Origin of the sequence: Burkholderia sp. MSMB1498, assembly GCF_001526245.1 — a bacterium.
Taxonomy (GTDB): Bacteria; Pseudomonadota; Gammaproteobacteria; order Burkholderiales; family Burkholderiaceae; genus Burkholderia; species Burkholderia savannae.
This window is the reverse complement of record NZ_LOYJ01000090.1, coordinates 55,527-68,322: the sequence shown is the minus strand read 5'-3', so window position 1 is coordinate 68,322 and position 12,796 is coordinate 55,527. Positions and strand designations below refer to the sequence as shown.

At 70.4% G+C, this 12,796-nt stretch carries 8 protein-coding genes; 6 read left to right on the top strand and 2 right to left on the bottom strand.

From position 1 onward, the window contains the following. Positions 1 to 48 precede the first annotated feature (48 nt). Positions 49 to 951 (bottom strand): LysR family transcriptional regulator, encoded by a 903-nt coding sequence (locus WS91_RS19695; RefSeq protein WP_038742869.1) that lies wholly within the window; start codon positions 949 to 951, stop codon positions 49 to 51. A gap of 114 nt (positions 952 to 1,065) precedes the next feature. On the opposite strand from WS91_RS19695, the gene WS91_RS19690 reads away from it, so the two are divergent. Both WS91_RS19690 and WS91_RS19685 read left to right on the top strand, forming a co-directional pair. Continuing rightward, positions 1,066 to 2,136 carry a YeiH family protein gene (locus tag WS91_RS19690; protein WP_038742867.1) on the top strand — a complete coding sequence of 357 codons (1,071 nt, stop codon included), beginning with the start codon at positions 1,066 to 1,068 and terminating at the stop codon, positions 2,134 to 2,136. A 109-nt stretch (positions 2,137 to 2,245) separates the two neighbouring features. Continuing rightward, positions 2,246 to 3,985 (top strand): ClcB-like voltage-gated chloride channel protein, encoded by a 1,740-nt coding sequence (locus tag WS91_RS19685; RefSeq protein ID WP_082758243.1) that lies wholly within the window; start codon positions 2,246 to 2,248, stop codon positions 3,983 to 3,985. Between the two features lie 292 nt (positions 3,986 to 4,277). Here WS91_RS19685 and WS91_RS19680 read toward each other — a convergent pair whose 3' ends face one another. Beyond that, the gene (locus WS91_RS19680; RefSeq protein WP_038742865.1) at positions 4,278 to 4,898 is read right to left on the bottom strand and encodes a TetR/AcrR family transcriptional regulator; all 621 of its coding nucleotides are present in this window, start codon (positions 4,896 to 4,898) and stop codon (positions 4,278 to 4,280) included. Between the two features lie 197 nt (positions 4,899 to 5,095). On the opposite strand from WS91_RS19680, the gene WS91_RS19675 reads away from it, so the two are divergent. From WS91_RS19675 to WS91_RS19660, 4 genes are all read left to right on the top strand, one after another. Next, positions 5,096 to 6,211: an efflux RND transporter periplasmic adaptor subunit gene (locus tag WS91_RS19675; RefSeq protein WP_038742863.1), complete on the top strand. Its 1,116-nt coding sequence runs from the start codon at positions 5,096 to 5,098 to the stop codon at positions 6,209 to 6,211. Further along, a complete protein-coding gene (locus WS91_RS19670; RefSeq protein ID WP_038742861.1) occupies positions 6,208 to 9,378 on the top strand; it encodes an efflux RND transporter permease subunit in 3,171 nt (1,056 codons plus the stop codon). Before WS91_RS19675 ends, WS91_RS19670 begins: the two co-directional genes overlap by 4 nt. 2 nt (positions 9,379 to 9,380) lie before the next feature. Continuing rightward, a complete protein-coding gene (locus WS91_RS19665; protein ID WP_156432402.1) occupies positions 9,381 to 11,126 on the top strand; it encodes an efflux transporter outer membrane subunit in 1,746 nt (581 codons plus the stop codon). Positions 11,127 to 11,716: 590 nt separating this feature from the next. Beyond that, entirely contained in the window at positions 11,717 to 12,745 is a 1,029-nt protein-coding gene (locus tag WS91_RS19660; protein WP_059670828.1) for a MerR family transcriptional regulator, read from the top strand. Positions 12,746 to 12,796: the final 51 nt, after the last annotated feature.

Here is a 12,796-nt window from a genome sequence, read left to right as displayed (position 1 = left end):
GCGGCCGATGAGCCGCCGACAGCGCGACTGCCGTCGCCGCGCCGCCCGTCAGGCCGGATCGGCCTGCGCGACGCACAGCGCGAGAAAACGCTTGGCGACGCGCGACGGCGTCGCGCCATGCGGCACGAGGATCGAGAAATGGCGCGTGAGCGGCTCGGGCGCGATCGACACCATCGCGAGCGCCGCATCGTCATGCCTGAGCGACATCGCGGACACGAAGCCGACGCCCATTCCGGCGCGCACCGCCTCCTTCACCGCCTCGACGCCCGCGATTTCGAACGCGACCGCAAGCGGCGCCGCCGCGCGCGCGAACGCGCGCTCGACAAGCTGCCGCACGCCCGAGCCCGCCTCGCGCAGCACGAGCGGATACGCGGCGAGCTCGTCGAGCGTCGCCCGCGCGCGGCCTTGCTCGCGGCGCGCGGCGAGCGGATGCGACGACGGCACGATCGCGACGATCTCGTCCTCGCGCCATTCGTGCACCGACGTGCCCGTCGGCAGCGCGTCGCCGGGCGGGCCCTCGATCAGCGCGATGTCGAGCGACGCCAGCGCCGCGACGACGTCGGACGTGTTGCCGCTCATCGTCTGGATCGCGACGTCCGGCGCGAGCGGATGGAACGCGGCGAGCAGGTACGGCAGCAGGTAGCTCGCGGGCGTCGTGCTCGCGCCGATCCGCAGCGTCCCGCGCTCGAGCCCGCGCACCGCGTCGCGGTACGCGCGCGCCTGCGCGAACGTATCGCGCAGTTGCGTCGCGTGCCGCGCGAGCGCCTCGCCGACCGGCGTGAGACGCACGCCGCGCCCGTCGCGCTGGTACAGCGGCTCGCCGAACTCGTCCTGCAGCTGGCGCAACTGGCCGGACACCGCGGGCTGCGACAGATGCAGCGCGAGCGCCGCGCGGCTGATGTTCAGGTGCTCGGCGACCGCCGCGAACGTTATCAGTTGATCTGGGGTCATCGGTCGAAAATATCGGATTTTTGGATATTTTACGTTACAAATCACGATTTTTCATATCGATATAACCAATTTAGGATTAGCCCCATCGTCACAGAGAACGAAACGAACGAAGCCATGTCCACGCTCACCTCTCCCCAGCTCAGCGCCGCCGCGCCGTCACTGCGCGGGCGGCTCAACGGCATCCTGTTCGTCGGCCTGTTCGCGCTCGCCGTCACGAGCGTCGCGCAACTGCCCGCCGTCGCGCGCTTCGGCTTGAGCCCGCTCATCGTCGGGATCGTCGCGGGCGCGCTGTACGGCAATCTGCTGCGCGACGGCATGCCCGCGAGCTGGGCGGCCGGCATCGATTTCTCCGCGCGCAAGCTGCTGCGGATCGCGGTGGCGTTCTTCGGGCTGCGCGTGAGCCTGCAGGAAATCGCGCAGGTCGGCCTGCCGGGGCTCACCGTGTCGGCGCTCGTCGTCGCGAGCACGCTCGCCGTCGGCACCTGGGCCGGCATCAAGCTGATGAAGCTCGACCGCGACACCGCGCTCCTGACCGCCGCGGGCAGCGCGATCTGCGGCGCGGCCGCGGTGCTCGCGTTCGAATCGACGCTGCGCTCGAAGCCGCACCAGAGCGCGATGGCGGTCGGCAGCGTCGTGCTGTTCGGCACGCTGTCGATGTTCGCGTATCCGCTCGCATACCGCGCCGGCTGGCTGCATCTCGACGCCACGGGCCTCGGCCTCTTCTTCGGCGGCACGATCCACGAGGTCGCGCAGGTGGTCGGCGCGGCGAGCGACGCCGGCCCGGAGGTCACGCGCGTCGCGACGATCGTCAAGATGACCCGCGTGATGCTGCTCGTGCCCGTGCTGCTCGTGCTCGGCGCGTGGCTCGCCCGCTCGGCGCGCCGCTCGCCAGCGGCCGGCGACGGCGCGCCGCGCAAGCTCGCGGTGCCGTGGTTCGCACTCGGCTTCCTCGGCTTCGTCGTCGTGAATTCGCTGCAGATGCTGCCCGCCGCCGCGATCGGCACGCTCAACGCGCTCGACACGTTCGCGCTCACGATGGCGATGACGGCGCTCGGCATCGAGACGCGGATGTCGCAGATCCGCGCGGCCGGCCCCCGCGCGCTGATGACGGGCCTCATCCTCTACGCGTGGCTGATTTTCGGCGGCTATGCGATCGTCTGGGCGACGGAGCGCTGGCTTGGCTGACCGCCCGCCCTCCTCGCCGCGCCGCCGCGCCGCGTCCGCCGGGTTCGCCCCGCGCACGCGGCGCGGTGCTATTCTTCCGCTCGATTTCATCCGCCGGGCCACTGCCGCCGTGCTCTCGTTCCTGCTCAAGCTGCGCACCCGCGCGCAAACCCTGTTTCGGCTGTCCGACGCGCACACGATGCTCGTGTGGTCGGTGATCGTCGGCATCGGCGGCGCGCTCGCGACGGTTGCGTTCCGCGAAGGGATCGAGCTGATCCAGCGCGCGGTTTCCGGCACGAGCGGCAGCTTCACCGAGATGGCGAAGCGCCTGCCGTGGCAGATCCGCTTCTGGCTGCCGGCCGCGGGCGGCTTCCTCGCGGGCTGCGTGCTGCTCGTCGCGCAGCACGGCGCACGCAAGCAGAGCAAGACCGACTACATGGAAGCCGTCGCGCTCGGCGACGGCGTCGTGCCCGTGCGGCAGAGCTTATGGCGCAGCGCGTCGTCGCTCCTCACGATCGGCAGCGGCGGCTCGATCGGCCGCGAAGGCCCGATGGTGCAGCTGGCCGCGCTCGCCGCGTCGCTCGTCGGGCGCTTCACGCACTTCGATCCGCCGCGGCTGCGCCTGCTCGTCGCGTGCGGCGCGGCGGCGGGGATCACGTCCGCGTATAACGCGCCGATCGCGGGCGCGTTCTTCGTCTGCGAGATCGTGCTCGGCTCGATCGCGATGGAAAGCTTCGGGCCCGTCGTCGTCGCGTCGGTCGTCGCGAACATCGTGATGCGCGAGTTCGCCGGCTACAAGCCGCCTTACGAGATGCCCGTGTTTCCCGCCGTGGCCGGCTGGGAGGTGCTGTTCTTCGTCGCGCTCGGCCTCCTGTGCGGCGCGGCCGCGCCGCAGTTCCTGCGCCTGCTCGAGCTGTCGAAGACGCAGTTCAGGCGCCTGCCCGCGCCGCTGCCGGTGCGGCTCGCGGCAGGCGGCCTCGTCGTCGGCGTGATCTCGGTGTGGGTGCCCGACGTCTGGGGCAACGGCTACAGCGTCGTCAACGCGATCCTGCATTCGCCGTGGACCTGGCAGGCGCTCGTCGCGGTGCTCGTCTTCAAGCTGATCGCGACCGCGGCGACGGCGGGCTCGGGCGCGGTCGGCGGCATTTTCACGCCGACGCTCTTCGTCGGCGCCGTGGCCGGCTCGCTGTTCGGCATCGCGCTGCACGCGCTTTTGCCCGAGCACGTGTCCGCGTGGTACGCGTACGCGATCGTCGGCATGGGCGCGTTCCTCGCGGGCGCGACGCAAGCGCCGCTGATGGCGATCCTGATGATCTTCGAGATGACGCTCAGCTATCAGGTCGTGCTGCCGCTGATGGTGTCGTGCGTCGTTGCGTATTTCGCGGCGCGCGCGCTCGGCAGGACGTCGATGTACGAGATCACGCTGCACCGGCACCGCGACGACGAGGAGCGCACGCGGCTGCGCGCCGCGCAGATGCGCGACCTGATCCAGCCGGCCGCGACCGTCGTGCCGCTCACGGCGAGCGTCGCCGACATGACGCGCGTGTTCCTCGAATACCCGGTCAAGTACCTGTACGTGACGGACGACGCCGGGCGCTTTCGCGGCGCGGTCGCGCTGAAGGACATCACGTCCGATCTGCTCGAGAAGCGCGACACGACGCACAAGCGCGCGGCGAACTACTTGCACACGCCGTTTCCGCTGCTCACGCCCGACATGCCGATCGGCACGGCGCTCGAGCACTTCATGCGGTTCCAGGGCGAGCGGCTGCCCGTCGTCGAGCGCGAGGACGAGCCGACGCTCGCGGGCGTCGTCTACAAGACGTCGCTGCTCGACGCGTATCGTCGGATGAACACGGACCTGGAACGCTGATCAAAGGTTGGCGGTTGGCGGTTGGCGGTTGGCGGTTGGCGGTTGGCGGTTGGCGGTTGGCGGTTGGCGGTTGGCGGTTGGCGGTTGGCGGTTGGCGGTTGGCGGTTGGCGGTTGGCGGTTGGCGCGATCGCTCATTCGCCCCACGCAGGCCCGCCGGCGCGCGATCGCCACGCGCGACGATCGCACGCGATTCGCGCGAAAAATCGCCTGAAAAAAGTCGAGGCGGGCGAAGTCAAACGCCCGTGCGAAACGCGGCGGCCGGACACGCGCGCGAATGCCGCGCCGCCATCGTCAGTCCGGCGCGCGCCCGAGCACGACGCGCGCGAAGAAGCCGGCAAGCACCTCCTGCGCGGTATCGCCCGTCACGTGCCGCGGGTCGGCCGCGTGATAGGACTGCACGCCGTCGCAAAGGCTCATCAGCCCGAGCGCCAGCACGTCGGCGGGCAGCAAGAGCGGCGTACCCACGCGCTCGGCGAACGTCAGGATGTAATGCGTGAAGCGGTCGCGCTTTTCCTTCACGAACTCGTTGAAGCGCGCGCGGAACTTCGCGTCGCGCGTCGCCTGCAGCTTCGCCTCGCCCCACAGCAGGAACGCCGGGCTGTTGCGGAAGAACTGGCTGTAGTACTCGAGCGCGTGCGCCTCCATCTGCTCGCGCGTGCCGCCGCTCTCGAAGATCTTCTGCATATCCGCTTCCGCCTCTTCGTGATCGCGCCTGAGCAGCTCGAGCAGCAGCTCGGCCTTGCTGCGGAAGTTCGAATAGAACGCGCCGCGCGTGTAACCCGCCGCCGAAGCGATGTCCTCGACGCTCGCGGCCACATACCCCTTCTTCGTGAAAGTGGCGTGGGCAGCGCTCAGCAGACGCTCGCGCGTCAAATCCTTGCTTTGTTCTCGAGTCAGGCGGGTCGGCTTCATGGCCGGGAAGTCTAGCATCTTCTCGCGAATCGAAACACCTTTGCATCCAGATACAACCCTGTATTAGAATTCAGCCAAGTTTTTGTAAGCAAGTTGGCAACGTGCGCGCGGATTGTTTTGTTTTTGCCGCGCGCGACGCCGGGCAAGCGTATCCGGCTTGCCGGTTTTTCCGTTTTCTCCTGTTCCGAGGGGTCACCGTGAATCGTTCCGGTTCTCGCGCCGCGCTGATGATCGGCGTCGCGCTCATCGTTGCCGCCTGCCACCGCAAGGAAGCCGCGCCGAGCGCGCCGCGCCCCGTGGTCGCGGTGCCGGCCCAGGCGGACGGCGTCGCCGCCGCCGTGTCGCTGCCCGGCGAGATCCAGCCGCGCTATGCGACGCCGCTGTCGTTCCGGATCGCCGGCAAGATCGTCGAGCGCAAGGTGCGCCTCGGCGACGCCGTGAAGAAGGGGCAGGTCGTCGCGCTGCTCGACACGTCCGACGTCGCGAAGAACGCGGCGAGCGCGCAGGCGCAGCTCGACGCCGCGACGCATGCGCTGACGTTCGCGCAGCAGCAGCTCGAGCGCGACCGCGCGCAAGCGCGCGAGAACCTGATCGCGCCCGCGCAGCTCGAGCAGACCGAGAACGCGCATGCGTCCGCGCGCGCGCAGCGCGACCAGGCGGCGCAACAGCTCGCGCTCGCGAAGAACCAGCTTCAGTACGCGACGCTCGTCGCCGATCACGCGGGCTACATCACCGCCGAGCAGGCCGACACCGGTCAGAACGTGTCCGCCGGCCAGCCCGTCTACCAGCTCGCGTGGTCGGGCGACGTCGACGTCGTCACCGACGCGCCGGAAAGCGAGCTGCCGCGCCTCACGCCGGGACACGCGGCGAGCGTCACGCTGCCCGCGCTGCCCGGCCGCACGTTCGACGCGCGCGTGCGCGAGATCGCGCCCGCCGCCGATCCGCAAAGCCGCACGTACCGCGTGAAGCTCACGCTCGCGCAGCCCGATCCGGCCGTGCGGCTCGGCATGACCGCGAACGTCGCGTTCACGCCCGACGCCACCGGCAACGCGCGCGCGCAGACGCTCTTCACGCTGCCGTCGACGGCCCTCTTCCATGCGGGCAACGCGCCCGCGCTGTGGGTCGTGCGCAAGCAGGACGACACGCTCGAGCTGCGCCGCGTCGACGTCGTCCGCTACAACGAGCGCACGGTGACCGTGTCGAACGGAATTGCGCCCGGCGAGCGCATCGTGCTGCAAGGCGTGCACACGGTGAGCGCGGGCGAGAAGGTGCGCGCGGTGCCGCCGCTTCATCCGGAGGACGTCGCGTCATGACGGCTGGCCGAGAAGAAGGCGGGCGCTTCAATCTGTCCGCATGGGCGCTGCGCCATCAGGCGCTCGTCATCTACCTGATCGCGCTCTCGACGATCGCCGGCATCCTCGCCTACTCGCGGCTCGCGCAATCGGAAGACCCGCCGTTCACGTTCCGCGTGATGGTGATCCGCACGTTCTGGCCCGGCGCGACCGCGCGCCAGGTGCAGGAACAGGTCACCGACCGCATCGGCCGCAAGCTGCAGGAGATGCCCGCGATCGACTATCTGCGCAGCTATTCGCGCCCCGGCGAATCGCTGCTGTTCTTCGCGATGAAGGATTCCGCGCCCGTCAAGGACGTGCCGGAAACGTGGTACCAGGTGCGCAAGAAAGTGGGCGACATTTCGGTGACGCTGCCGCCCGGCGTTCAGGGCCCGTTCTTCAACGACGAGTTCGGCGACGTCTACACGAACATCTACACGCTCGAAGGCGACGGCTTCTCGCCCGCGCAGCTGCACGACTACGCGGACCAGCTGCGCGTCGTGCTGCTGCGCGTGCCGGGCGTCGCGAAGGTCGACTATTTCGGCGATCCCGACCAGCGGATCTTCGTCGAGATCGACAACACGCGCATCGCGCGGCTCGGCATCTCGCCGCAACAGATCGCGCAGGCGATCAACGCGCAGAACGACGTGTCGTCGCCGGGCGTGCTGACGGCCGCGCACGACCGCGTGTTCATCCGCCCGAGCGGCCAGTACGAAAGCGTCGACGCGATCGCCGACACGCTCGTGCGCGTCAACGGCCGCACGTTCCGCCTCGGCGACCTCGCGACGATCAAGCGCGGCTACGACGATCCGCCCGTCACGCAGATGCGCACGGTCGGTAAAGGCACGAGCGGCAAAGCCGTGCTCGGCATCGGCATCACGATGCAGCCGGGCGGCGACGTGATCCGGCTCGGTAAGGCGCTCGACGCAAGCTCGAAGGCGTTGCAGGCGCAGCTGCCGGCGGGCCTCCGGCTCACCGAAGTGTCGAGCATGCCGCACGCGGTCGCGCGTTCGGTCGACGACTTCCTCGAGGCGGTCGCGGAAGCGATCGCGATCGTGCTGATCGTGAGCCTCGTGTCGCTCGGCCTGCGCACCGGGATGGTCGTCGTGATTTCGATTCCCGTCGTGCTCGCCGTCACCGCGCTGTTCATGTATCTGTTCGACATCGGGCTGCACAAGGTGTCGCTCGGCACGCTCGTGCTCGCGCTCGGCCTGCTCGTCGACGACGCGATCATCGCGGTCGAGATGATGGCCGTGAAGCTCGAGCAGGGCTTCAGCCGCGCGCGCGCCGCCGCGTTCGCGTACACGAGCACGGCGTTCCCGATGCTCACGGGCACGCTCGTCACCGTGTCCGGCTTCCTGCCGATCGCGCTCGCGAAGTCGAGCACGGGCGAATACACGCGCTCGATCTTCGAGGTGTCGGCGATCGCGCTGATCGCGTCGTGGTTCGCGGCAGTCGTGCTGATTCCCCTGCTCGGCTATCACATGCTGCCCGAGCGCAAGCCGCCGCCGAAAAACGCCGCGAGCGGCGCGCCGCACCCGGACGCCGCGCACGACCACGAGCACGGCCACGACATCTACGACACGCGCTTCTACACGCGGCTGCGCGTGTGGATCAAGTGGTGCATCGAGCGGCGCTTCGTCGTGCTCGCGATCACGGGCGCGCTGTTCGTCGTCGCGCTCGCTGGCTTCTCGCTCGTGCCGCAGCAGTTCTTCCCGAGCTCCGACCGCCCCGAGCTGCTCGTCGATCTGCGGCTGCCCGAAGGCGCATCGTTCGACGCGACGCTCGCGCAGGCGCGGCGCCTCGAGAAGTTGATCGACAAGCGCCCCGAGATCGACCATGCGGTGAACTTCGTCGGCTCCGGCGCGCCGCGCTTCTACCTGCCGCTCGACCAGCAACTGCAATTGCCGAACTTCGCGCAGTTCGTGATCACCACGAAGTCGGTCGAGGAACGCGAGAAGCTCGCGGCGTGGCTCGCGCCCGTGCTGCGCGAGCAGTTCCCGGCGGCGCGCACGCGGATCTCGCGGCTCGAGAACGGCCCGCCCGTCGGCTATCCGGTGCAGTTCCGCGTGAGCGGCGACAGCATCGCGACCGTGCGCGCGATCTCGGAGAAGGTCGCGGCGACGATGCGCGCCGATGCGCGCGCGGTCAACGTCCAGTTCGACTGGGACGAGCCCGCGGAGCGCTCGGTGCGCTTCGAGCTCGACCAGCACAAGGCGCGCGAGCTGAACGTCACGTCGCAGGACGTCGCGAGCTTCCTGGCGATGACGCTGTCCGGCACGACGGTCACGCAGTATCGCGAGCGCGACAAGCTGATCGCGGTCGATCTGCGTGCGCCGCGCGCGCAGCGCGTCGATCCGGCAAGCCTCGCGGGCCTCGCGATGCCGACGCCGAACGGCCCGGTGCCGCTCGGCTCGCTCGGGCGCTTCCACAACACGCTCGAATACGGCGTCGTCTGGGAACGCGACCGCCAGCCGACGATCACCGTGCAGTCCGACGTGGCGGCGGGCGCGCAAGGCATCGACGTGACGCACGCGATCGACGCGAAGCTGAACGCGCTGCGCGCGCAGCTGCCCGTCGGCTACCGGATCGAAATCGGCGGCTCCGTCGAGGAAAGCGCGAAGGGCCAGACGTCGATCAACGCGCAGATGCCGCTCATGGCGATCGCCGTGCTGACGCTGCTGATGATCCAGCTGCAAAGCTTCTCGCGCGTGCTGATGGTCGTGTTGACCGCGCCGCTCGGGTTGATCGGCGTCGTCGGCACGCTGCTGTTGTTCGGCAAGCCGTTCGGCTTCGTCGCGATGCTCGGCGTGATCGCGATGTTCGGGATCATCATGCGCAACTCGGTGATTCTCGTCGATCAGATCGAGCAGGACATCGCGGCCGGCCACGGCCGTTTCGACGCGATCGTCGGCGCGACCGTGCGGCGTTTCCGGCCGATCACGCTGACGGCCGCGGCCGCGGTGCTCGCGCTGATTCCGCTGTTGCGCTCGAACTTCTTCGGCCCGATGGCGACCGCGCTGATGGGCGGCATCACGAGCGCGACCGTGCTGACGCTCTTCTTCCTGCCGGCGCTCTACGCCACTTGGTTCCGCGTGAAGCCTGACGAGCGCGATCCGGAGCCGCCCGCCACGCCCACGGGAGCCTGACCATGCGCGCCTCGATCTCTCCGTTCCCGTTCGCGGCCCGCCTCGCGCCGCGCGCGACGGCCGCGGCCGCCGCGGCCGCGCTCACCGCCTCGCTTGCCGGCTGCTCGCTGTTCGCGCCGAGCGATACGCCGCCCGCGATGCCGTCGCCCGCGCATTACGGCGCGACGCCGCTGCCCGAGCGCACGGCCGCGGCGCAAGGGCTCGCGCAGCGCTTCGACGTCGGCGCGCAGCCCGTGCCCGACTGGTGGAAGCGCTACCGGTCGCCCGCGCTCGATGCGCTCGTCGACGAGGGCCTGCGCAACAGCCCGACGCTCGCCGCCGCCGACAAGAGCCTGACCGCCGCGCGCGAGCAGTTGCGCGCGCAGATCGGCAGCTCGCTGCTGCCGTCGATCGACGCGGGCGGCCAGGCGACGCGCGAGCGCGCGCTCGGCGTGCCGACGTTCGGCCCGCAGACGGTGCTCTACAACGTGTTCGCGGGCCAGTTGCAGGCGAGCTACACGCTCGACCTGTTCGGCGCCGCGCACTTCGCGAACCGCGCGCTGTCGAAGCGCGTCGACGTAACCGCGTACCAGCTCGAATCCACTCGGCGCGCGCTCGCCGCGAACATCGTGACGGCGGCCGTGACGTCGGCCGCGCTCGCCGAGCAGGTGGCGACGACCGAGCGGCTCGTCGCGCTCGCGCGCGAGCAGGCGAACGACACGGCCGCGCGCCATCGGCTCGGCGCGGCGTCGCGCACCGACATGCTGAACGCGCAGCAAAGCGCGGCGGCGCTCGAGGCGAGCCTGCCCGCGCTGCGCCAGCAATGGCAGACGACGCGCCACGCGCTCGCCGTGCTGCTCGGCCGCACGCCGGATCAGGCGAGCGCCGATCTCGCGCTCGCCGATCTGCATCTGCCGCAGGACGTGCCCGTCGTCGTGCCGTCGACGCTGCTGCAGGCGCGGCCCGACATCCGCGCCGCCGAGGCCGGGCTGCAGGCGGCCGCGGCCGAGGTCGGCGTCGCGACCGCGCAATTGTTCCCGCAGCTGTCGCTGTCGGCGTCGATGGGCCATGCGGGCTTCAACTGGCCCGCGATGCTGTCGGGCGCGGGGGCGATCTGGAGCGTCGGCGCATCGCTCACGCAGCCGCTCTTCCACGGCGGCGCGCTGCTCGCGCAGCGCCGCGCGGCGCGCGCGACCTACGAGGCGGCCGTCGACCAGTACAAGCAGACCGTGCTCGCCGCGTTCCAGGACGTCGCGGACAAGCTCGCCGCGCTCGACAACGACGCGAGCGCGCTCGACGCTTCGAACCGCTCGGCCGTCGCCGCGCGCGGCGCGTTCGACGACACCGCGGCGCGCGTGCGGCTCGGCGCGCTGCCGCCTTCGGCCGCGCGCGCGAGCGAGCAGCAGTACCGCAACGCGCGGCTCGACGAAATCCGCGCGACGGGCACGCGGCTCGTCGACACCGCGCGGCTCTTTCAGGCAATGGGCACGCCGACGGACGGCGGCAAGGACGCGAAAGACACGAAGAGCGCGAGCGGCGCGGACGGGGCGAACGATGTGGGCGCGACGCAGCGCGCGAACAACGCCAAGCGGACCGGCGACGCCGGCGATGCGCGCGTGCCCGGCACGGTAGGCGAGGTCGACGCGGCGGGAGCGTCCGGCGCGGCGGGCGCTGCCGCCGGCGCAATGGTCGCGACAAACGGCGAAACAAACGGCGAAACAAACAGCGAAAACGCGCCAGGTACGCAGCCGGCCGACGGCCCCCGATGAACGCGATGAACGCGATGAACGCAGCAGGGCCGACGGGCGCGCGCGGCACGACGGCCGATTCGAGCCCGGCGAATTCGCCGGGCCGGGCGAGCGCATCGGTCACGTCCGGGGACACGTCGGGCGCTTGACATCTGACGTGACGCGCCGCCCGCGCGCGGCCGACGGCGCGGCCGCTGGCTCCGGCCCCCGTTGCCGAGACAACGGCCGCGTCAGCCGCGTCAGTCGCTGAACGCGCTAGAAACGATGAACGCGCCGAACGACGACGATTGACGGCAACGCCACCGGAGCCCCACCCGCTCGCGCGCCGAACGACGCGCGAAGCCCGCGCCGCCACTCGCGCGTCGCGCGCACGCCCCGCACCGAGCGCATACGTTCACGCAAGCGCGGCAAGCAGTTACCATCCGCAGCGCGCGTCGAATGCATCGCGCACGCAGTGGCGTGCCGTGCGGCCCACCACGTCGGCCCGCCACGCCCGCGCTGCCCGGCGTCCCGCCCTCGACCGGTGCCGGCCGCCGCGCCGGCCGATTCCGCTTGACCCTCACGCAACGTCAGGTTTCATCCTCCACGGTGCGCATGAAACGGAGGCAAGAATGCTGCTCAAGATCGGAGAGCTGGCGAAACGCAGCGGGCTGACGGTCCGCGCGCTGCACCACTACGACGCGATCGGCCTGCTCAAGCCTTCGGCGCGCGCCGACAACGGCTACCGGCTGTACGACCGCAACGACATCGCCCGGCTCCACCAGATCCAGGCGCTGCGTCGTTTCGGCCTGACGCTCGCCGACGTCGGCGCCTACCTGGCCCAGCCCGGCACGCCGCTCACGTCGATCGTCGCGCGGCAGATCGCGATGCTCGACCGGCAGATCGAGCAGGCGGCGCGTCTGCGCGAACGTCTCGCGCAACTGCACCGCGAGCTCGTCGACGGCGCGCAACCCGAGCTGGCCGATTGGCTCAAGACCCTGGAGTTGATGACCATGTACGACAAGTACTTTTCCGAAGAAGAGCTCGCGCGCCTGCCGATGTATCGCAACAGCCAGGTGCCCGCCCCGGAGTGGGCCGCGCTCGTCGACGAGGCGCGCGCGCTGATGGACGCGGGCGTCGCGCCCGAGGACGAGCGCGTGCGCGCGCTGTCGGTCCGCTGGATGACGATGCTCGTGCGCGACACGAACGGCGACCCGCGCTTCCTCGCGAAGCTGAACCTGATGCACGACCGGGAGCCGTCGATGCAGGCGCACGTCGGCATCTCGCTCGCCCTGCGCGACTACGTGCTGCGCGCGTTTTCGGAAACCAAGATGCGCATCTACGAGCGCTATCTGTCGCCCGAGGAAACGCGTTTCATGCGCGCGAACTATGGCAAGCGCGCGATGGAATGGCCGCAGTTGATGGCGGACGCCCGCGACGCGATCGAAGCGGGCGTCGCGCCCGCCTCGCCTGAAGGCCACGCGCTCGCTCGGCGCTGGCTCGAGCTGTTCAGGAGCTACGCGGGCGACGATCCGGCGACGCAGCTCAAATTCCGCGAGGCGCTCGCGAACGAGCCCGAGCTGATGACGGGCACGTACGCCGACGACGCGCTGCTCGGCTTCGTGCGCGAGGCGATGCAATCTTTGACGCAGGCGCGCTGACAAGCCGCGCGCCGGGCGATCCGGCCCGGCGGCGGCTGAGCGTGCGCATCC

Coding starts and splice junctions, on each gene's coding strand:
- WS91_RS19695 (WP_038742869.1), bottom strand. CDS start 951: ATGACCCCAGATCAACTGATAACGTTCGCGGCGGTCGCCGAGCACCTG.
- WS91_RS19690 (WP_038742867.1), top strand. CDS start 1,066: ATGTCCACGCTCACCTCTCCCCAGCTCAGCGCCGCCGCGCCGTCACTG.
- WS91_RS19680 (WP_038742865.1), bottom strand. CDS start 4,898: ATGAAGCCGACCCGCCTGACTCGAGAACAAAGCAAGGATTTGACGCGC.
- WS91_RS19670 (WP_038742861.1), top strand. CDS start 6,208: ATGACGGCTGGCCGAGAAGAAGGCGGGCGCTTCAATCTGTCCGCATGG.
- WS91_RS19665 (WP_156432402.1), top strand. CDS start 9,381: ATGCGCGCCTCGATCTCTCCGTTCCCGTTCGCGGCCCGCCTCGCGCCG.
- WS91_RS19660 (WP_059670828.1), top strand. CDS start 11,717: ATGCTGCTCAAGATCGGAGAGCTGGCGAAACGCAGCGGGCTGACGGTC.